The organism is Methanoculleus nereidis (assembly GCF_032944295.1).
Classification (GTDB): domain Archaea; phylum Halobacteriota; class Methanomicrobia; order Methanomicrobiales; family Methanoculleaceae; genus Methanoculleus; species Methanoculleus nereidis.
In genome coordinates this window covers 19,672-41,621 of record NZ_JABFFQ010000005.1, presented here as the reverse complement: position 1 = coordinate 41,621, position 21,950 = coordinate 19,672, and the positions used below count along the sequence as shown (strand labels likewise).

17 protein-coding genes are annotated in these 21,950 nt (G+C 55.2%); 8 read left to right on the top strand and 9 right to left on the bottom strand.

Features of this window, described 5'->3' with window-relative positions; genetic code table 11:
• Position 1: 1 nt before the first annotated feature.
• From HL657_RS07590 to HL657_RS07570, 5 genes are all read right to left on the bottom strand, one after another.
• Positions 2–973, bottom strand: coding sequence for an AAA family ATPase (locus HL657_RS07590; RefSeq protein ID WP_317296223.1), 972 nt, complete (start codon positions 971–973; stop codon positions 2–4).
• The gene (locus HL657_RS07585) at positions 966–1,778 is read right to left on the bottom strand and encodes a DUF4350 domain-containing protein (protein ID WP_317296222.1); all 813 of its coding nucleotides are present in this window, start codon (positions 1,776–1,778) and stop codon (positions 966–968) included. The genes HL657_RS07590 and HL657_RS07585 overlap by 8 nt, the downstream gene beginning before the upstream one ends.
• Positions 1,768–3,357 (bottom strand): hypothetical protein, encoded by a 1,590-nt coding sequence (locus HL657_RS07580; protein WP_317296221.1) that lies wholly within the window; start codon positions 3,355–3,357, stop codon positions 1,768–1,770. Before HL657_RS07580 ends, HL657_RS07585 begins: the two co-directional genes overlap by 11 nt.
• Positions 3,354–3,614: a hypothetical protein gene (locus HL657_RS07575; protein ID WP_317296220.1), complete on the bottom strand. Its 261-nt coding sequence runs from the start codon at positions 3,612–3,614 to the stop codon at positions 3,354–3,356. Before HL657_RS07575 ends, HL657_RS07580 begins: the two co-directional genes overlap by 4 nt.
• A 201-nt stretch (positions 3,615–3,815) precedes the next feature.
• Complete coding sequence (locus HL657_RS07570) at positions 3,816–3,980, bottom strand: hypothetical protein (protein WP_317296219.1); 165 nt, start codon at positions 3,978–3,980, stop codon at positions 3,816–3,818.
• Between the two features lie 22 nt (positions 3,981–4,002).
• Here HL657_RS07570 and HL657_RS07565 point away from each other — a divergent pair, with 22 nt between their 5' ends.
• The 8 genes from HL657_RS07565 to HL657_RS07530 all read left to right on the top strand — a co-directional run bounded on the left by HL657_RS07565 (position 4,003) and on the right by HL657_RS07530 (position 13,511).
• The gene (locus HL657_RS07565) at positions 4,003–4,296 is read left to right on the top strand and encodes a hypothetical protein (protein ID WP_317296218.1); all 294 of its coding nucleotides are present in this window, start codon (positions 4,003–4,005) and stop codon (positions 4,294–4,296) included.
• Positions 4,297–5,287: 991 nt separating this feature from the next.
• A complete protein-coding gene (locus tag HL657_RS07560) occupies positions 5,288–6,268 on the top strand; it encodes a glycosyltransferase family 2 protein (RefSeq protein WP_317296217.1) in 981 nt (326 codons plus the stop codon).
• Positions 6,265–6,558: a UDP-N-acetylglucosamine 2-epimerase gene (locus HL657_RS07555; protein ID WP_394804647.1), complete on the top strand. Its 294-nt coding sequence runs from the start codon at positions 6,265–6,267 to the stop codon at positions 6,556–6,558. The genes HL657_RS07560 and HL657_RS07555 overlap by 4 nt, the downstream gene beginning before the upstream one ends.
• A 1-nt stretch (position 6,559) precedes the next feature.
• Entirely contained in the window at positions 6,560–7,564 is a 1,005-nt protein-coding gene (locus HL657_RS07550) for a glycosyltransferase (RefSeq protein ID WP_317296216.1), read from the top strand.
• Positions 7,561–9,009, top strand: coding sequence for a B12-binding domain-containing radical SAM protein (locus HL657_RS07545; protein ID WP_317296215.1), 1,449 nt, complete (start codon positions 7,561–7,563; stop codon positions 9,007–9,009). The genes HL657_RS07550 and HL657_RS07545 overlap by 4 nt, the downstream gene beginning before the upstream one ends.
• Positions 9,010–9,013: 4 nt before the next feature.
• Positions 9,014–10,336, top strand: coding sequence for a glycosyltransferase family 4 protein (locus HL657_RS07540; protein ID WP_317296214.1), 1,323 nt, complete (start codon positions 9,014–9,016; stop codon positions 10,334–10,336).
• A 429-nt stretch (positions 10,337–10,765) separates the two neighbouring features.
• Complete coding sequence (locus HL657_RS07535) at positions 10,766–11,653, top strand: glycosyltransferase family 4 protein (RefSeq protein ID WP_317296213.1); 888 nt, start codon at positions 10,766–10,768, stop codon at positions 11,651–11,653.
• A 1-nt stretch (position 11,654) separates the two neighbouring features.
• Positions 11,655–13,511: a hypothetical protein gene (locus tag HL657_RS07530; RefSeq protein WP_317296212.1), complete on the top strand. Its 1,857-nt coding sequence runs from the start codon at positions 11,655–11,657 to the stop codon at positions 13,509–13,511.
• 202 nt (positions 13,512–13,713) lie between these two features.
• Here HL657_RS07530 and HL657_RS07525 read toward each other — a convergent pair whose 3' ends face one another.
• From HL657_RS07525 to HL657_RS07510, 4 genes are all read right to left on the bottom strand, one after another.
• Positions 13,714–14,796, bottom strand: a complete 1,083-nt coding sequence (locus HL657_RS07525; protein ID WP_317296211.1) for a glycosyltransferase family 2 protein — start codon at positions 14,794–14,796, stop codon at positions 13,714–13,716.
• Between the two features lie 72 nt (positions 14,797–14,868).
• A complete protein-coding gene (locus HL657_RS07520) occupies positions 14,869–16,419 on the bottom strand; it encodes an oligosaccharide flippase family protein (RefSeq protein ID WP_317296210.1) in 1,551 nt (516 codons plus the stop codon).
• Positions 16,420–16,914: 495 nt separating this feature from the next.
• Entirely contained in the window at positions 16,915–18,804 is a 1,890-nt protein-coding gene (locus tag HL657_RS07515) for an MASE3 domain-containing protein (RefSeq protein ID WP_317296209.1), read from the bottom strand.
• Positions 18,805–18,994: 190 nt separating this feature from the next.
• Positions 18,995–21,838 carry a PAS domain S-box protein gene (locus HL657_RS07510; RefSeq protein ID WP_317296208.1) on the bottom strand — a complete coding sequence of 948 codons (2,844 nt, stop codon included), beginning with the start codon at positions 21,836–21,838 and terminating at the stop codon, positions 18,995–18,997.
• Positions 21,839–21,950: the final 112 nt, after the last annotated feature.

Here is a 21,950-nt window from a genome sequence, read left to right as displayed (position 1 = left end):
CTCAGGACACCCCGATGCTCTCGATAATCTCGCCGACGACCGCATCAGGGGTTATCCCGGTGATCTCCGCCTCACGGGTCAGGAGGAGGCGGTGCCGGAGGGTCGGGAGGGCCAGGGCCCGGACGTCGTCGGGAATGACGTAGGTCCGGCCGTCCAGGGCAGCCCGGGCCCTTGAGCCGCCGAGGAGGGCAATCGAAGCACGGGAACTCGCCCCAAGCCGGACATCGCCATGGGACCGGGTGGCAAGGACGAGGTCACGTACGTAAGCGAGGACCGTCTCATCGACCCGGACCTCCCGGACGGTCTGGGCCATGGATCTGATATCGCCCGGTCCAAGGACAGGGGCGACACGGTCCCGGTATATCTTCCAGTCCAGCTCCCCGGCACGTTCCCGGCGGAGGATCTCAAACTCGCTCTCCGCATCGAGATGGTTGAGGACGGTGCTGAACATGAACCGGTCGCGCTGGGCCTCGATGAGCGGGAAGGTTCCTTCGGAGTCATAGGGGTTCTGGGTGGCGATGACAAAGTAAGCGTCGCTGAGCGGGTAGGTCGTCCCGTCGATCGTCGCCTGGTGCTCACTCAGGGCCTCAAGAAGGGCGCTCTGGGTCTTGGGCGTCAGGCGGTTCATCTCGTCGACCATCAGGAAGTTCGTGAAGATCGGGCCTTTCTGGAGGACGAACTCGCTTTTGTTCCGGTCGTAAATCCGGACCCCGATGATATCGGCGGGCTGGAGGTCAACAGCCCCCTGCACCCGCCGGAACTCGTAATCCATCAGCCGCGCGATGATCTTGCAGATGGTGGTCTTCGCAGTCCCGGGCACCCCCTCGATGAGGAGGTGGCCACCGATGATCATGCTGATGAAGATCTCCTCCATGAGGGGCTGGTTCGTGACCACAACCTGCTGGGCAATCAGCCGGATATCTTCATAAGCGTTTGCGATCGTTTCGATTCGCTCTTTCAGGTTCTCATGCATCTCTCTTCCTCCCGAACAGGTAAGCCACCGGCAGGATGGCCAGGGCGGTGAGGGCGGCCGTGGCTGCCGGCGTCTCCCGGACCCAGGCCAGGGTGTTTATGGTCGGGTTAACTGTCCCGGTCCTGCTGTGGGCGGCGTCGATCTGGACCGGCTGGAGATTGTTGATGAACTTCGGGTTCTCGGCAAGCATGGCGTTGATGAAGAGGCTCGGGTCGCCGAGGACGGTGAGGTTCCCCTCGCTCGCACAGACGACCGCGGTCCCGAAGGTCTCAGTGCGCCCGGGCCGGCCGTCGCCGTCGGCGTCGTCCCAGGTGAGGATCGAGGTCTCGAGGAGGGGGTCGCCCCCGGTGACGGTTGCCGGGCGGTTGACCCGGACGGTCTCTACCCCGGCAAAGAGGGTGGCGTTCCCGACGACCCGGACGGTGAAGAGGCCGGGGTTGGCGTGGTCACGGTCGAGGCTCGAGAGGTTCCCCTGCCGGACCCTTATCGCGCTCCCGATGTCCGCGAGGAGCGGGTTTGCGGCCCCGTCCTCGTCGGCGATGAGGAGGAGGCCGCCGGAGTCGAGGAAGGTCCGGAGGTACTCGACTTCCCCGGCGGTGAAGGGCCGGTCCGGCGCGAGGATGAGGAGTGTTGTTCCGGGTTCGAGGTTTCGGAGGTCGTGGACCTCCCCTGCCGCAAACCCCGAAGTCCCATTCCAGCCGACGTTGTAGCGGCTGAACTCCTCGGTGGTGGTGGTCGCGTGGGCGTAGGCGGCAGCCCCGGCGAGGAGGAGAAGGAGGATGGCCGCCCAGTTCTCACGCTGCATCTTCGTCACCCCCGCGGGCTTCGGCTTCCATGGCGCGGAGTTCATCGTCCGTGGGGGTCTCGCCGGCGTAGCGAATCTGCTCGTAGCGCTCGAAGAACGCGGCGTGGGCCGGGGCAAGCCGGGCGCAGTCCCGGGGAGTCTTCGTCTCGGGGAGACCGAGCCGGGCCCGGAGTGCCTGGAAGAGGACGGTCGCGGCCTCGCGGGGCGGGAGGCCGGCGATCTCCACCGGCGGCGGGGTGGCGGCGGCTTCTTCCTCCGGACTCGCCGTCATCGGCGGTTCCGCCGCCGGTTCTTCAGCCGGCCGGTGCCGGCGGCGAAGGTACCACCCGCTGCCGAGCGCCGCCGCGATCGCTGCTATGAACGGGAGAGGAGAGAGCCCCTCACTCCGGACGATGACCGTTTCTGTCGGGCTTTCGGAGGCGTCCAGGGGGTAGCCTGCTGCGGTGAACTCCGCCCGGACAGCGTGCTCCCCGACGGGGAGGGCGATCTGTTCTGTGTAGGTGCCGTTCTGATCCGTCTCCGTGCTGACGAGCTCGGTGCCGTCGACCCTGAGGACGACCGGAGCGCCGGTGACCGGCCGGCCCTCGATCGTCGTGAGGTTTCCGGTGCAGGTGACGGCTGACCCGCCCTCCACGGCAAGGGTGATCGCGGTCTCGCCAGGGAGCACCTCGAAGGCCGTGACGGCAGAGTAGACCGTGCCCGCGGTCGCGTAGGCGAGGTGCAGCCCCGTGGGTGTCCGGTTGACCAGGTAGGCGCAGGCGTAGTTGCCGCTCGCATCCAGGTTGGCATTCCCGGCGACCCGGCTGTCGACGTAGACCTTGATGGGCGTTTCTGCTGTACCGCCGGCGTAGGTCCCGGCGATCGAGAGGAGATCTCCATACCGCCCGTTATCAGGGGTGACCGCGATCCCGAGGGGGGAATTTGCACTTCCGCCCGTCTCTTCCTGCCGGTCCTCCGTAGCGTTAACGATCTCCGCAAAGTTCGTGACGCTCTCCCGGTAGGGAGTGGCGTTGAGGTCGTAGTGATCGGTGATCCCTGTCACCGTGGCCTCCCTCTCCGCGTAGGCGCTAAACCCTTCCCGCATCTTCTGCCGGAGGGTTTCGTTCTCGTAGGCAATGGCCATGCGCTGCTCGCCGTCCAGGACATCGATCTCGAGCCGCTGGAGGTCCTCGAACCGCCGGGTGTCGTTTAAAAGGGCTGCGAGAGAGGCGAGGTTCTCCTGGTTGTTCTGCTGGAAATCACCGATATCGTTCCCGGTGACGTCCAGCTTGACGACCAGGTTGTCGAACTGCGCCGAGAGCTCGCTGTAGCGGGCGAGGTCGCGCTCGGCGCTCTCGAAGTCCTTGAGTTTGATTGTAAGGGTGAGCGTCCCGGTCTCGCCGAGGAGGTCGCCCATCAGGGGGATGAGAGCGTCGGCGTCCTTGCCGGACTCTTTCGGAACGGTCGAGGGGTCGGCGTGGGCCGCAGTCGAGGTGTTCTGTGCGGTATAGAGGAGCGGGGCGGTCGCCTCTCCTGCAAGGAGGATGAGCGCCGCGACGGCGGCGGCCGCGAGGATAACGTGCGAGGCCTGGATATTCATGCGGCAAGGATCTCCAGGATTTTTTCCACGACGATGTAGGCGAAGAGGGCGACTCCCGCAGCGATGAGGTAGCCGATGTAGCGCATGTGGCGCGGCCGGGAGAAGGCCCCGTCGATCAGGACCGCGATGACTAAAAGCCCGATCAGCGAGAGGACGAAGAAGACCTCGAGGTCGAGCGTACGGTTGAGGATCATGAAGAAGGCGACGATGATGAGCCAGGCTGCGAGTACGGCCGCAGCGTGGTACTTCTTCGTCAATCTTCTCCTCCGGCGCTCACGGCGATGGCCCGGCTCAACCTCCCTCCCGTCGGAACGGGGACCGGGCGGCAGCCCGGGGTGCCGCCGCTCTCGGCAGTCCCTCCGGCCGGGAGGGGATGCTGCACGCACCTTCGATGGGAAGGAGGGTGGCTTGAGACCGTCCTGCCATCGGTTCCTGCTGGCTCCGCCATCATGGGATACCTATGAGGAGGTCGCCCGGCTCCCGCCCTCCCGGCAGTCGACTGCAACCGTCTCCTCACCGGTCGTCACCATGATGTAGGCCTCTGCGCCTCCGGCAGTCGCCGCAGGTAGCAGAAGGGCGATGACCACACCCAGCAGCAAAGGGTTTTTTATGAGGTCTTTCATGGGGGGGCAATCGCTAATTCATATGATATACCTTTCCATCCCGACGATCAACCCCGCTCCGGGGGCCGGGTTCCCCGGCGGCCAGATCCGGCATATACCCCTGCAACTGCTTTTTAAGGGCCGGGAAACTCTTCTTTCTGTGATCAGGGCCACATTCACTGACCTGCTGATCAGCATCGCTGTCGGATGCCCCGGGTTCGTCTCCGCGGGGGCGTTCTTTCGCCACCCTCACCCGTTCCGCCGTCGGCCGTCGTTTCAGGAAGATCTTCTCCCCGGCGAGAGGAACGCCGACAGCAAAATCTCCGGTATTTCATGATCCTTACGGTCGGAAGAGGAGTGCCGGTTTAACGCCCCGGCGTGAGGCACACGTTCGTGGGGGATAGATCGGTGCCGTGGCCATCTTCCAGGCCGGGACCTCCGGGGTGATATCGGGGAGTTGCCCCTCTGCCACGAACCGGACATCCATCATATGCCGGGGAGAGGCCGGATCGTTAGAGACCTCTGCCTGCCCTCGAAGCACGATCACGGGGCAATAATATTTTTATTTTTACGAGGTTTCTTCGGCTAACTCGTCGATTCCCGGGAAAGAAACAATCGTTCTTGAGATGATGCCATTCGAAAATATTATTCAGGCGCTATCTCCTGCAGGTCGATTGTATTGAGAAATATACTTATACCATAACGCATAGGTCTCCTGAAACAGCCCCTCTGACCGTAGGATCACGAATGCCGTCTTTAAAACGGACAAAAATCCAAAATAGCAAGAATTCTATCCCTGACCACCAATCCCCTCGCCCCTCTATCGAGCAGATCGGTGGGAAATTTTATATACTCAGATCATCTCTATGGTGCAAGGTCCAGGTATCAGGAGCTCATCTCCCTTCAGGGCAGGTATGGCCCGAAGGGAGACGCCCCCGCCCGGCAGGCATTGCCGCGGCAGAATATGGGCCTGCGTATGGGTGTGATTCTTTGGAATCCAGTTGGATGCCTCCCTCCGTGGGGGGTGTGACCCCGCTGAGGTCAACTAACGTTGAGAGCAAGATCTTGGCTACGGGAGGGAAGAAACGCAACTGCTGCAGGACGTACAGGAGGCAACGGGTTATCCCACCTCCGATTTCCATATTCCGGGAGTGGTCATAGTGAACCTCTTCATAGTAAGTATTTCCCTTGCCGCCCACACGGCCGGACAGGCCATCAGACACGGGGGTAACGGGGAAGGAGGGGCACATCTTACTCCTGAAGAGCACCCCTTCATCTCAGTAACACAGCCGCGACAGCAAACCGGCTCCGTCAGAACCCTCGTCGCCATGCCGGCTTATAACGAGGAGGCCTACATCGCAAAGACCATTGTCGGTGCACAGCAGCACGGTGATAAAGTCCTCGTTGTCGACGACGGCTCGACGGACGAGACCGTCCGGATTGCCGGAGCACTCGGGGCGCTTGTCGTTCAGCATGAGACCAACAAGGGCTACGGCGGGGCGCTTCAGACTATCTTTTGTACCGCCCGGGAGATGGGTGCAGAGGAGCTCGTCATCATCGACGCCGATGGCCAACACAACCCGGGGGACATCCCCCGGCTCCTTACCGAACTACGAAAGGACAACGACGTCGTTATTGGCTCCCGGTTCGCCGAGGGCTCAGCTCGCGGGATCCCCGCCTACCGCAAGGTCGGTATGAGGGTCCTCGACACCGCGACCACGCTTGCCGGGAACAGCCTTGCGATCACCGACTCCCAGAGCGGCTTTAGGGCCTACGGGAGAAAGGCGATCGACGCCATTCGCATCAATGGTAAAGGGATGAGCGCCGGCTCCGAGATCCTGATCCAGATTAGTGATCACCGCCTTAAGGTCACCGAGGTGCCGATCCAGGTACGTTATGACATCGAGGGGACCTCAAGCAAGGATCCGGTCTCCCACGGCGTCGGGGTGCTGATGAATATTGTCAGGCTCATCAGCCTCCGCCGGCCTCTCGTGTTCTTCGGTATTCCTGGTCTGGTCTTCACCCTTTTCGGGCTCGGCGCGGAACTTCATACCTTTGCCGAATACTATCGCACCGATCAGTTCCATTATATCCTCTTCACTGGCGGGTTCTCCATGCTCATCCTCGGGCTCCTGCTCGTCGCGGTGGGGATGATCCTGTACTCGCTCGTCCAGATCATCATGCAGGGAGAGGGGGGAGAGAGGCGGGTGGTCTCCGCTCCCGGTCCTGCAGTTACCTTCCTGTCCGCAGAGGGGGCCGGGATGGCCGAAGAGAAGACAGCTTATCCTCCCGAGGGGGGGCCCGAATGATCGCGATTGTTCTCGGAACACGGCCTGAAATCATCAAGATGTCTCCGATCATCCGGGAGTGCAAAGCGAGGAGCCTCGACTACTTCATCCTCCACTCAGGGCAGCACTACTCCTACGACATGGACCCGGTATTCTTCGAGGATCTCGAACTGCCCGAGCCAAAGTACAACCTTGACGTCGGCTCCGGGACCCATGCCGGGCAAATCAGCAGGACTTTGACCAGGATGAACAACGATTTAGTGAAGTCACAATCCACCCGGCGATCGACTAAAAGACTAACTTGGGTGTAACATGAGCGATCATTTCATTTCAGTGATTGTGGCGGTAAAAAATGAAGAGGAGCATATTGAAAAATGTCTATTGTCTCTAATACGCCAGAACTACCCAAAAGGCTCCTATCGCATCGTAGTTGTCGATGGACGATCTGCAGATCAGACGACACATGTTGTAAATGAGTATCGATCGAGATATGGCGACTTTATTCACCTGTATCATAATCCAAAGGAGTGGCAGGCAGCAGGCAGGAACCTTGCGATCGAAAAAGAAGAACAGAGTGACTTGATTGCTTATATTGATGGCCACTGTATTGCAGAGGAAAACTGGCTGAGGAATTTATCTGACGTTTTATTGCATTCGGATGTAGATGTGGCCGGTGTCGGATCGATTATTGAAAGCCCATCAGACGAATCCGGTTTAGGGAGAGCAATTGATAGAATATTTTCGACAAAACTTGGTGCGGCAGGAACGTCATATATTCCAAGAAAAGAGCTAACAGTTGTCGATACAGTTCCCTTTGTACTTTATCGGAAAGAGGCATTATTTAAAGTCGGTTTGTACGATGAGGAGATGAAGTATGGGGAGGATTATTCTCTCAATTTCAAGTTGCGGCGAGCAGGTTACCGTTTACTGGTAAATCCAAACGCTAAGGTCTATTATTATAAAAGAAAAAGTGTGACCGAATTCTATAACCAGATGTACAATTACGGGCTTACCAAGGCAATTCTGGGACAGAAATATCCCACCTCTTTAAAATGTATTCACTATTTGCCGAGTTTATCGTTAATAGTACTCTTGTCATTCAGTTTTCTCGGGGTTATCATTAAGGAGGCGTTTTACACCCTTGGATTCATCATTGCTGCGTATTTCTGCCTTCTATATCTGACTTCTATTTACTTTTCAGTGAAGGAGAGAGACTGGAATTATATTATCTCAATTCCTGCTGCGTATCTTGTTGAACACATAGGCTACAGTGTTGGTTTCATAATTGGATTTAGGAAACAAGGGTGGATAGAATGAAGATATATTTATTGAACCCTCCTTTTAAGAAAGGATTTTGCAGAAGTGTAAGAGGCAGCGGGGAAGTTAGCCGTGGCGGCACACTATATTATCCAATATGTTTATCATATGCAACAGGGGTGTTAGAACAACAGCACGATGTAAGACTAGTAGACGCTCAAGCGAGAAAATGGGATTTAGAACTTGTTTTGGAGGATATAAAGCAGTATGCTCCAGACATGGTTATTATAGATACAAATTTTGCATGCTTGAATAACGATCTGGCCATAGCGTCTCAAATTAAACATGAAACAGGATGTATTCTTGTAATTGTTGGTCCTCCTGCCTCTCAGTTTTCGAGTGAGATACTGTCACATCCGGACATCGATATCGCAGTGAGGTATGAATATGATATTACATTGCAGGAACTCGCCAAATGCATCGAATCAGGTCTTAGTTATTCCCACATCGCTGGGATCTCCTACTTAGAAGGCGGTAAGCCAGTGCATAACCCATTGAGATCGCTCACGCAGGGTGCTGACTTAGACCAGATCCCGTTTGTCTCAAAAGTATACCATAATCACCTAAACATTGAAGATTATTTCTTGAGCTCTTCTCTCTACCCTGTAGTTCAGATATTTACCGGCCGAGGGTGTCCGAATCAATGCACCTTCTGCTCTTGGCCCTCTAATTTAATGGGTAGAAAATATCGAGTACGTTCCTTGACAAATGTCTTAGATGAACTGGAATGGATTCAAAACAATCTTGATGTAAAAGAAGTTTTCTTCGAAGATGATACATTCACTATCAATAAAAGTAGAGTACTGGAATTTTGCGAGCAATATAAGCATAGAAACTTAGATCTGGCATGGTCATGCAACACGCGGGTTAATACACTAGATTTGGAGACTATGAAAGCTATGAAGAGGGCTAATTGCCGTCTTTTGATTGCAGGCTATGAATCTGGCAGTGAAACCATCCTAAAGACTATTAAAAAAGGTACAAATGTTGAACAGATGCGAAAATTTGCAAAGAACGCAAAACGGGCAAGGCTGATGGTTCACGGCGACTTCATAATTGGGTTGCCCGGGGAAACAAGAGAGACTATACAAATGACGAAGGACCTGATATACGACCTCAAACCCGAGTTGCTGCAGGTTTTAGTCCCGCAACCAATCCCTGGCACCGAACTGTACGCTCAATGTAAAAGAGAGGGGTTTCTGCTAGTTGATGATCCCACTCAATACCTGGATGACAACGGACATCAGAAGGCTGTTATTTCCTATCCCGCCCTAAGCAACGAGGAGATGGTATGTGAGGCGAATGAGATCTTGCGAGAGTACTATCTTTCGCCGGGATACGTGCCACTTGCAATGGGACAGGTTCTCAGGAAGAACTCTGTAGTCGAGTTAAAGAGGCTCTGGATTTCGGCGAAGATGTTTTTGGGATATGCTATAAGAGGGTGACGTCATGAAGATTGGATACTTTATCAACCATTTCCCGTTTTTAGACGATGGCGTTAGTGCCCCTCACGGGTATCATTGTGGTGGCGCGGAAAATGCGGCGTATTATCTCGCGCTGGAAATGGCCAAGAGAAGCCACGATATAACTGTATTTACTACATCTACAACCTCAAAGTTTCTTCTTGAAGAGCATGGTAGTTTGAGAATACATCGATACGGTACAGACCTGAAGATTGGCACATCTAACCTCTCATGGAGGCAGTTTACAGTCCCTATCGACCAAAGTTTTGACATAATTCACACACACTTCGATCTTGCACCGGGTCCCTTGGCAGGAGTAAAATATGCAAAGAGTGCCCATCTTCCTCTTATAATCACCTACCATGGCGACTGGGTTGATACTTATGGTGGGGTTATCCGCCGATTAGGTGTAACCTTATTCAACCGACTATCAGTCAATAGAATTCTAAATTCTGCAGACATTATCATTTCCCCTTCTGCGACCAACATTGAAAGATCTCCATTTTTAAAGTTATACAGAGATAGGACTGTTGTCATTCCAAATGGGATTCATGTCCAAGATATCACATTCTCTAAATCAGATGTCAATGACTCGAAGTTCTTGGGAATATATCAGAATGAGATCCTTGTATCCAGAAGATTAGCTCCATTAGAACTCCAAACCTTCCCATCAAAGAGCATGTATAGGGATATTTTACATTTACCTCCCGAAAAGAAAATAGTCCTTTTCCTCGGAAATTTGACACTACAGAAGGGGCCACAGATCCTTCTTAATGCGATGAAAATTGTTCAGAGAAGGCATCCAGATGCATGTTTGGTATTTTCTGGAAGTGGGCCACTAAAGGAAGACTTAATTGATGCCACAACCAGAAATGGATTGAATGGAAACGTAATATTTACAGATTATATTCCTAGAGATGTAACATCGTTATACTATCAAGCAGCGGATATATTTGTACTACCTTCTTTTTCAGAAGCGTTCCCATTAACTCTGCTGGAAGCAGGAGCAGCAGGTCTGCCTATTGTCGCAACAAACGTTGGAGGTGTCCCTGACATTTTGCATGATGGGGTAAACGGGCTTATGAGTAAAACAGGAGATCCTGAAGACCTAGCAAGTAAAATAGCAACACTTCTAGATAATGATGAGCTCAGGGCAGAAATGGGTAAAAAAGGGCAAATGCTTGTAAAGCAGTATTCTTGGGAGAAAATTGCAGAGGAGACAGAAAAAGTATATCTAAATCTCATCGGACGCGGGAACTACAATACGGAAAATGTTCCTCGTGAGTATCTGGGAGTGCATTGCAGGTAATCTAAAAGTATTTATTGGAGTGTTAAATGATCGGTCCTGACTCAAGTTCACCCCATAGTGGCATATTATCTTGTCCGATAGGCGAAGTAGATATTCAATCCTTTGTTAACCCTGATCCTGCTGAGAAAAGACCAAAATTTCCAGTCATTGTCTATACGCATCAGGAGAGATGAACCCGTGACCGATCAGAGTATTTGCACTATTACATTTCCGATTGAGAGTGCGGGCGTCGTGCCCGTATCAAATCTGGTAGAAATTTTACTAAAACAGTCAAATAGCCCATTATGTGTTATAACCGGGAACCATGGATCAAAAGTCAGCAACATCGATGCCAGAGTTCGAGTTATAAGTGTAACTCATCAATCAAAGCAAAATATTTTTAGCAGAGGTCTATCATATGCCATCACGCAGATACGAATCTCCCTTTCCATGTTTAAAATCGTAAAAAACGTTGATAAATGGCTGTTTTTTATAGGTGGGGAACTGCTAATATTGCCAATAATTTTCGCAAAATTAACCCGTAAGCCGGCCATATTGTTATTTGCAGGCTGTCTATTGGATCAGTCCACGTTGAGTCAGTCCAAATTGCAAAAAATGTGGATGAAATCGGCCATTTACTTCACATCAAAACTTAATCGAGTATTGTGCAATAAACTTGTAGTCTATAGTCCAAAACTCATTTCCGAATGGAACCTTGAACCCTACCGCCACAAAATCCTCATCGCGCACGAGCACTTCCTCGATTTTGAAACATTCACCACTACCATTCCCATGCCTGACCGGCCTCGCCGGATCGGCTATATCGGCCGGTTGAGCAAGGAGAAAGGCATCGAGAATTTTGTCCGGTCTCTTCCCGCAATCCTTAGCAACCAGCAGGACCACCATGTGCTCATCGGTGGTGACGGGGAGTTGAATGAGACGATCGAAGCCTCCCTGCAGGAAGAGGGAATCACCGACCGCGTCGATCTCCCAGGCTGGATCTCTCACGATGACCTTTCAAAATACCTGAACCAACTACGTCTCCTCGTCCTCCCCTCCTATACCGAAGGGCTCCCGAACATCGTGCTCGAAGCCATGGCCTGCGGGACCCCGGTGCTCGCGACGCCGGTCGGGGCGATACCGGACATTATCGTGGACGGCAAGACAGGATTTATTATGGAGAATAACTCCCCTGAATGCATTGCGGCGAACATAATTCGTGCGCTGAATTCTCCTGAATTGGAGCTGATCGCGGAGAACGGGAGGCGGTTTGTGGAGGAGAATTTCTCTTTTGAATCCACAATTGTCCAGTGGAAGGAAGTGCTTGAGGAGATATAGTATGAGGTTGAAAGAATCATTGCTCCTACGAGATTTAGATAAGACACTTGCCATTGCAGGAGCTATCTTCTCGCTGATTCTGATTGCTTATCTGGGCAGGGAGTTCGGCCGGGCGATTTATCTGCTCATCGGGGTTCTGGCCCTCATTTCCTGTCTCCTGTGGTTGGCGATCCGGAGAAGCCACACCCTCGAGTTTCACCTCTTTGAATCCCGAACCCTGACTGTATTCTGTGCGACCTGTTTTTTCGGGCTCTACACTCTGAGCGTTCTCTCGGTCCATTTCCGGCCGGAACTCTATGAGCGTCCTCTCCTTTATTTTGCCTTGACAGCACTCATGGCAGGCGTAATTGCCTATGAGATCTTCGCGTCAGGCAGGCAACATACTAGCCTCATCCTCATCCAGATCCTGCTACTGGGGATAAGTATCGCATGGTCTCAACTACTACTCTTCCCAAGCCTCCTTGGAGTGGATCCCTGGTATCACTCTGCTTTCACTAGCCGGATCATCGAAGAAAGCGTTATCCCTGACGGTTATCCATACTCAAAACTGCCATTATTCCATCTTATGATAGCCGGGACTTCGCTCACTGCCAGCCTTCCTTACAAGTTCGCCGCAATGGTGTCAGTGAGCCTCGTACAGATCATCTGCAACACTATATTCGTATTTCTTATTGGCAACTACTTATTCAAGAACCGCCAGATAGGATTGCTGGCTGCCCTTCTAGTGATTATAGCAAATCATCATATCTCCATGTCCTACTGGTCCATTCCCAATGCTTTTGCCGCCATATTTATCTCAGTTGCCCTATATTTGCTTTTTCCCAGGTTTAAAGAGAGATCCTATTCGACATCTGCCATACTTTATACGATGGCATTAGCCCCAATCATTCTGACACATACCATTACGGCCGTATGCATGGCCATACTTCTCTTCGTTACCTGGGGTACCCTTGCGTTTTATCATTTGTTTAATGCAACAGAGCATCGTATTTCATTAATAATTCCAATCAGCTTTACATTAGCGATGCTTGCTTGGTGGACATATGCTTCTGACACCATAGGGGTATTAACCGATCTCATCAGGTCTGAGTTCAGTATAGATTTTTTTGTGAAAACTCCCGAAGATCTTCGGGGCTATGGAGCATTTATCCCACTTGGAGAGCAGTTATTCAATAACCTTGGGATGTTCCTATTTTTTGCCTTCTCTTTCATCGGGATCTTTTATATGATCTCACGAAAAGGGAGTTATTTGACATCTGCCATGGCATGGATTGCAGTAGTTCCACTTGTAGTTGGATTCTTCCCACTCATCTCTAGGCATACTTTGATTGAAGAACGATGGTGGTATTTCGCCCAGATTCTCCTTAGCATACCATTAGCAGTTGCTATTTTCACCGTTGAAACATGGAAAACAAAAAATCGTAACGCGCTCCATTTATTTGCTCCCCTGTTTGTTGTTGTCTTGACTTTTCTCATGATTCTGAGCCCACCTGCGAACGCAGATAATCTTTTATTTTCTCCAAATAGCCATATAAGGTACTCACCTACGGTGGCAGAATTAGAATCTGTAACAACACTCATAGCTAAATGGGATGGTCCAATAAAAACCGATGAATATCTTGCAGGAAGTCGAAGGTTTCAATATCCTCAAATATCAGCTTTTTGTAAAGAAATATATTCTCATGATTATGTCGCTCTTAAAAATCAGGTTGTTTTAATCCGTAAAGATACGGTTGGCAAGCCATTTAAGTTTTTTTCAAGCATTTACAAGCTTGACTACGATCTAAACATGAAACTGAATGAGCAGGGATTTTCTCAGATCTATGACTCCAATTCCGTGAACGGCTATCGAGGATAGCGAAAATCTCAATGCGTATTATCTCATGAAATGTTCAACTATCTCTATTATGACCACTTTCAACAATATTCAGTCAATTTTTCCTTCTTAGCGCATTTAAAAAGACTATATTATACAATATTATCATTAGATTTCGATATTAATGAAGATAGAGAGGTTACCTTACAGGGAAACTTAAATTAAGACAGGTGTAGCAATGCGCTTATAGTGACCGAGATCTTAAGCTGTGTGTAACCCCATCTAAAAACCGCTTCAAAGATTTATTCCGTAAGCTTCTTTTAAATTCCATTATCGAAGCGAGCATGCGAGCTTCAAAGGGTAACAAGTATAATAATATAATCAACGGACTTTTCTCAAAAATTTTATTGTCCCTATTAGTAATACATCCAGATATCATATACCAAGTGTTTAGAAAAACTCTCGTTAAAACGAATGTATTTGACATGCACTTACTCAAGATCTCTTTTGAATAATGCTTCTCCCCTATAATTACATTATATAGTGCGGACTCCATAATTATCTTGTCCAAATAGAGCATCAAATAACATCTGTCGGTAAAAGTACTCTGTTCACTTTCTATTATAGTGCCCGCAGACTTTATAAATGGATTTTCTCTCGTAGCTGTTGCTCTGCCACGGATTTTTTCAAGATTTTCACTAGTTACATGGATGATTGAGCAGTATGACGTGCTGAACCCTATTGAATATTTCAATGCAATTCTACCCCATAAGTCCAAATCTTCCCCCCATTTTTCACCAATTATAAAACCACTCATTTCTAGCAAGATATCTCTAGGAATAGCAACAGATGATGACAGGAGTATAGAATCTCCAAAAACTGCTGATCTGAAATAATCTGTTATCAAGCCCTCCCAGTTAGGTGAGGGCACCGATCGATATCGGGAGCGTTTGATAATGCCTTTGTATGATGTATTGACTGCTGTTGCATATGCTCCTGCACTTGGAAATCGGTCTTTTAACCTAGATGTTGTTTCTAGAAATCTTGGCAACCACTCATCATCCGCGTCCAGAAATGCGATCAGATCTGCCAAGGATGCCTCAATACCCCGGTTTCTTGCCGCAGACACCCCCTGATTCTCCTGCTGAATCAGCTTGATCCTCGGATCAGTAAATTCCCTAACGATCTCCGCTCCATCATCAGTGGAGCCGTCGTCCACCACAATCACTTCGAAGTCCTGGAAGGTCTGGGTGAGAACCGAGTTTAAGGCACGGGCTATGTAGGGGCCTTTGTTGTAGAGAGGGATGACAACCGAGACTGCAGGCATTTTACTCCACCGGAAATTCAGTTCGGCATCCAACAGCAGGATTAAACATATACTGCATAACTCTCACCAGAGTCAATCGTTCCATGCTTTTCTCCACCCCTGCGGGAGATATGATTCGAATAGTTGTTTTTCAACCGGACTGAGACCGAACCCCAGCACCACGATCCCGTATACGAACATGATCACCGTACCTGCAATAATCAGTGTAAAGAGAGAAGGTAAAGGATTTAGAATGGCGATGCCTGCAGCTGCTCCCCCTATAAATAGCACTGCAAGGGCCCCGGGGACTAAGGATTTAAGATACACAGCCATCCGAATGTTCAATAGCCTGCTCACGTACCAGGGGATGAAGAGCGTATGCCGGAAGGTGAGGATGAGCACCCCCGCCACAGCAACACCGTAATACCCCCATCCGGTCACCAGCGGTATTGCTATTGCCAAGATCAAATTTGCAATTCCCAGCAGTGTCGTCACGATGCCCGGGATCCTGACTTTATTATGGGCGACATTAACTGCAAATAACGGTTGAACGCTCATATTGACAGCAAGATGGGCGGTGAGGAGCACCATGAGAGGTGCAAGGTTTGCATGCTCGGCCCCTACCCAGACGGTGAGCAACTGAGGAGCGAAGCCGCAGATCAGGCCTGCTGGGAGGGCCATGGTAAGCCCTATGAATTTGACTGCGCTTCGGGTGATCGTTATCAGGGTCTCGGTCTGTTTCAAAGCATAGTATGTTAGTATTGTCGGTGTAAAGACGCTGGCAACGGTTCCCGCAATCGCCAGCATCAGGAGACCCCATTGCAGGGCAATCGCATATTCGCCAGCCAATGTCGCTCCAAAAAGCAGGTTCACGACGATGAGGTCGATCTGAAAAAGAAGCAGATGCCCCATCTGGTCGACCACGACCCACCCCCCCATCCCGCCGATATCCTTCAGCTTCGTGCGGTCAAACGATCTTTTCGAAATTCGCAAATAAGGACAGATCCGATGAGCGAGAACGATCGAGACCCCTGAGGCCACGACCGCCCCGGCCAGGTACGCCCCGCCGATGAGGGCAAGGTCCGGCCCGAGGAGGGTGAAGAGGAGGACGATCAGCCCGACCTGGACAACAATATTTGTGAGGTTGACAAGGTTCTGGAGGTCGAGACGGTTGTAGGCGAAGAGCTGGACCGTGAAGTTCCCGCTCCAGGACCGGATCAGGAGGGCAGCAGAGACCCCGAGGAAGAGGAGGATCGCACCGGTCTCCTGCCCGGCCGGGACGTTGAAGATCGCTGGGGCAAAATATGCGACCGCGACGACAACCGGAACCATCAGGAGAAGAATCGCGGAGAAGGCGAAGAGGGCGGTATTGAACGTCCGGTTCGCGGCGGTATAGTCCTCTCTCTGAAGATCGACGGTAAGGAACCGGGAGACAGCGGTGTTGAGCGACTGGACGACGATCGCCACGTACCCGGTTATTGAGGTCGCGAGAGGAATGAGCCCGTAGGCCGCGACCCCGAGCGTGGAGACAAAGTAGGGGACGAGAAGGACGCCGATGACGATGTTCACTAGGAAGTAGGCGATGTTCGCCGCGAGGTTGCGGGGGAACTGGGCGGCAAAACGCTGGTTGGTTTCGGTCGGCATGATCTGTCCCTAATCGGAAACCTAACGGACTGATGGAGAACCGCGGGAACGTCCTTTCAGTGCGTGTTCGTTCGCAACCCCTGCCCACCTTTCCCCTGCAGGATTCCTTCTTTTCCAGAAGGGTCTGATCATCGTAGTCCCGAAAACCGCCAGCGCCGAGGCGGCAAATCCGACAGATCCCGCTTTAGGCACGGCGAGACCCGGTTCCCGGCTGCAACTGTCCGGGGCAGAGGGTACTGAAGCACTGTCGCCGGCCCTGCTCACGGAAGAGGGGTCGGCGATCTGTATGTGCATGGCATCTCCATACCAAGGAGCAGATATAAAACTTTGTTCTGCAGAAGAGGCGGCAGTTCTGAGGATTAGAGCTAAGTCGTTATCGCAATACTCTTAGAAACGTCCGTCGGAGGGCATCCAGCAATCTGCCCTCCCGCGAAGGACAAAATTTGGTTTTTACCAGATGATTCGGCTGGCAGTCTCCAAAACCACCTCCCTTCCCTACCCCCTCTTATCCTCAAAACGCCACCCCCCATTCGGCACCCTCACCTCAAACCGGGCCCCCTCCCCGGCAACCCCCGTCTCCCGGATCGTCATCCCCGTGATCCCGAGGATCCCCGCGACCAGGAACAGCCCGTGCCCGTGCCGGCGCTTATACGCCTCGCGAAAGATCGCCTCCTTCTCGCCGTCCGGGATGCCGTTGCCGTCGTCCTCGCAGAGGATCAGGAGGTCCTGCCCGGACCTCGCGCAGGAGAACCGGATCTCCGTCACCGCACCGCCATGGCGGACGGCGTTGTCGATGAGGTTGTAAAAGACCTTCTTCACCATCGGGTCCGCGTAGATCTCGAGGTCCCCGAGATCCGCCCGGACCCTGACCTCCGCCGGGAGGGCGAGGTCCAAGACACTCTCCCCGATGAGGTCCTGGGGCTTCTGCCAGGCGGGCTCCTTCACGCCCATGTCCTGGTAGTCCCGGCTGAACTCGATCTGCCTTTCGATCTCCTCTATGGCACTTCGGGCACGCTTCAGGCAGGCCTGGACCCCGGGATTTCCGCTGTCTTCCCCGGCGAAGTCGATGTAGGCGCGTGCGACGGTGACCTGGTTGAGGATGTCGTGGCGGGTGATCCCCGCGAGAAGGTTCAACTTCGCATTCGCCCGGCCAAGCGCCGCCTCGGCGTGCTGCTGTTCGGTGATATCCTCTCCGGAACTAAGCATCCCGCAGACTACTCCGTTTTTGTCCCGGAGCACGGTGTTGTGCCACGCGATGATCCGCTCGCCGCCGCCGGCGGCAAGAACCGGCGCCCTCACGTGCTCGTTCGCCTCGAGCTCGCCCTGCATCAGCCCGAGAAAGAACGCACGGCAGCGCTCCCGATCCGCCGGGGGAACGAACCGCTCGACCCAGGGCTCGCCCACGGCCGCATCCGCCGGGCAGCCCAGGACCTCGGACGCCCGGCGATTGACGAGGGCGATTCGCCCGTCTCGGTCGAGGACGACGAAGAGGGCGCCGGCGATATCCAGGTACTGCCCGAGCCGGTCCTTCTCCCGCCGGAGCCGCTCCTCGCTTGCCGTTAAACTGGTGAAGACCACCGCGTAGGGCTGCCGGATCCCGGTCTCGACGAACGCGACGTAGATCAGCCCGAACGAGAGCACCATCAGGAGGTGGCCGACCATGTTCGAGAGCCCGTAAACGCTGCTATACAGCGTGAACGCAAGTTCTGACGCGATCATCACGAGGATGGCCGCGGCGAGGTGGCCCGTCACCCGGGGCGAGAAGGCGTCCCGCACCCGGTAGACGGCGATACCGCCGAGGACAAGCAGGGCCGCTATGACGTACTCGCTTACGACCTTGAACGGCGTCAGCCCCGACCCCTCGACGTAGCAGTCGGGGAAGACCGGGACGGCGAAGATCGAGAGGAGGAGGAGCGCGGTAACCGCCGAAAACGCCGCAACCACCCGGCAGGGGGCCGGGTTTCTCCGCATCAGGAGAGGCGCGGCAAGCAGCGTCCCGGAAAGGAGGTAGCGCGAGGCGATCCAGAGCTGCGTCGGCAGGTTTGCGTCGTAGCCGACGAAGATCCCCATCCCGTCATACGCAAGGGTGTGGACCAGTCCGATGCCGGCCACGAAGAGCAGCCCGGTCCCGGCGACCAGCAGGTAGCCGTTCTCCCGCATCGTCCGGGCGTTCCACGCCACGGTGAAGACGGCTATCGCTATCGCGACGGCAACGAGTTCGGCGATCGTATGGAAGAGCAGGTAGTTGTACAGGCTGGTCGCCGCGAGGGCGGCGAGGAGCACCCCAAAGACGGCGAGCGAGCGCCGGATGCCGGACTCCGCGGCCTCCGCCCCGCTGGAGACTGCATGGGCCGACGGGTCTGTTCGCATAGCGTTGTTCTGCATGGCTCCTTTCCGGCTGCGGGGCGGGCTCTCTGTCGTGCGACGCACCACCTATATTTATTCTGGTGATATTATATTTTACAAAGCATCAATATATCGGATACATAACATCCCGTCTATAGGGCGATTCTGACAAACCGGGGTAAGATTCGGGCAAACAGGGGTGGTCGCTCGAGTCAGGATCGAGATTGCGCTACACCAGTTCGTTCCTGCGCAGGAACTCCCGGATATCGCGGGACTCGACCCAGCCCTCATCGAGCTGCTTGACGATCCCGTTGATCCGCTCTACCTGCTCCCGGATCTTCTCCGACGTCTTCGTATCGTCGGTCAGATCGGCCATGCCGAGGATCACCTGCAGGGGCAGGCGGATGTGATCTGCAAGGACGGCAAACTGCTCGATATTCTGCTCGATCTGGTAGAACGCCTGCAGCCGCATATCCTCATAGCGCATCCTATCCGAGACGTCCCGGCCGACGGTCTGGATGCCCACCACCCGGCCGGCCTCCACGATCGCCGACTCGTTTATCTCGACGGCGGCGGTCGTCCCGTCCTTGCGGCGGAGCTCCATCACCAGCCCCTCGACGGGCTCCCCCCGGGAAATCCGGGCCACGGCCTCCTGCCAGTCAGAAAAGGTCGCATCGGAGACGTAATCGCTGAACTGCCTGCCGATCATCTCCTCCGGGGCATACCCGAGGATCCGCTCCACGGCCGGGGAGACGTAGGTGATCCCCCGGTCGTTGTAGCAGGTGCAGATCATATCGAAACTCCGCTGCGCTATCTCGCGGAACCGCTCCTCACGTTCCGCAAGAGCGTTCTGCATCTCCCGCCAGTCGGTGATGTCCTCCACCATCGCGATGACGAGCCCCCGCTCCCCGGGGTCGCGGAGCAGGGAAGTCGTCAGCCGCCCCCAGATGATCCTGCCGTCCTTCGTCACGTAGCGCTTCTCCCGGCGGATGCCCTCCCCCCGGGCCGTCTCCCGGAGAAGGGAGCCCGCCTCCTCCCGGTCGGGCGGGTAGATCAGGTCCCGGGACTGCATGCTGCAGAGTTCGTCCTCGTCGTAGCCGAACATCCGCACGAACGCCGGGTTCGCCTTCATGATCCGCCCGTCCGGATCGACAAGCGCGATCCCGGTCCCGGCCTGCTCGAAGATCCCCCGGAACCGCTCTTCGCTCTCCTGGAGGGCGAGTTCCGCCTTCTTCTGCTCGGTGATATCCTGCCCCGTGACGGCCAGCCTCCCGGCCTGCGGCCGGTAGATCTGCAGGTCGTACCACCGTCCGGTCCGGGGTTCCTGCAGCCGCCGCTGCACCGGCACACCGGTCCTGGCGACCTCCCCGTAGAGGACGCGGGCTCCCTTCGTGATCGCCGGGAAGACGTCGAAGAGCCGTTGCCCGAGCAGTTCCTCCCGGCTGCGGCCGAAGACGCCGGCCGCGTTCTCGTTCAACTCGATGATCCGGTAGTCGGCGGGGTTTCCCTCACCGTCCGGGATAACCTCGTAGAGGGTGTAACTCTCGAGCATCTGTTCGAAGAGAAGGCGGTACTTCTCCTCGCTCCTCTCGATAGCCTCGGTCGCCCGCATCCGCTCGATGATCCGGCCGAGCCGCCCGGCGACGGCGTCGATCAGGCGGCGTTCGTCGGTGAGGAAGACCGCGTCGCCGTCGGTGGGCAGTTCGTGGCGGTAGCATACCTCCACCTTCCCGGCGTTATGGCCGTGGACAACAATCGGGCTCTCCTGCCGCAGAGGAGTCTCGACAAACCCGGGCGACCGGTATTCCCGGCCGTCGACCGTGATCCGGGCTGCAGCATCCCCCGGGCGGAGCCAGCCGGCGGGGAGGATGGCGGCGACCTCCTGCAGGACCTCATCGACCGATACCCCGGGCCGCTCGACGACACGGCTCACGGCATAGAGCGTCGCAAGTTCCCGCACCCGGTTGTCCAGGACGACCTGCTGCTTTCGGAGGAGGTCTTCTGCTCTCCGCCGGTCCGTGATGTTCTCTGCAATGACGACAAGCCGATCGTCCTCCGGCCGGTAGGCTTTCAGTCCGTAGCAGGCGCCGGTCGCCGGATCTGAAATATCGCAGTGCACCGGTCTTCCGGTTCTCGCAACCCGGCAGAGGAGGTCGAGCACGGCGGGGGTGATCGACGGAACGGCCGTGGCGAGGTCTTCTCCAACGACATCCTGCTGGCGGCGCCCAAGGATCTCGGCGGCCTTGCGGTTGATCCGGACAACCCGGAAGCCTACGGGGTTTTCGGAGCCGTCGCGGAGGATCTCAAGGAGGAGCGCGGCGTCCGGCATCTGGTCGAAGAGGAGGCGGTACTGCTGTCCGGGGGCTGCCGGCGCGATGGCGGCCCCGAGCATCGCGGCGACGGCACGGACGAGGCCGCGTTCCTGCGGCAGGAAGGAGTCTTCTGTTCCCTGAGGGGGCTCCCCTCCGGCTTCCGCAGGACCCCTCCGGGGCGCCACCACGAGGTGCCCGGCCGGGGTCCCGGCGACGATCCTTCCCGGTCCCGGGGCCGCGGGCCCGGGCACAACCCGTACCGACACCCCTTCCGGACGGCGGAACCCACCGGGCAGGAGGCCGGCCGCCTCCCGCAAAGCCTCGTCCGGACCGGCCTTCTCGATCGCCCGGGCGACCGCGGAGAGGGTCGCGAGTTCCCTTACCTGTCCGTCGGGTTCGTCCCGGCCGGTGACGTCGAGGTTGACCCCCGCCCAGAGGACGACCCGGCCTGCGGCGTCCCTGACCGGGATGCCCCTGCTCACGACGGTGCGGTATTCTCCGCCGGCGCTCCAGGCGCGGTAGGTGCACCGCCACGGCGTTCCGGCGGCGGCACAGCGCTCCCATTCGGCAAGCACCGCACCAGTGTCCTCCGGGTGGAGGGAGCGCGCCCAGCCGGAGTTCCGCCACTCTTCGAGCGCCGTCTCCGGGAGGCAGGGCGCCGTGCCGTTGGAACGATGGATCCAGATGCTGCAGGGAGCCGTCTCGTCGAAGGGTCGGTCGGGGTTGTCGGAGATCGTGGTGAAGTCTGGTGGAGGTGTCATGATAAGTCCTCCGGGAAGGGGGCAGGGGCGGGCCGGCACCCGGGCACGTTGCAGTGAATAATCGTTCCGATTACTTGGAGCGATTGCTTCATAATGGTTCTGCTCGGTGAAG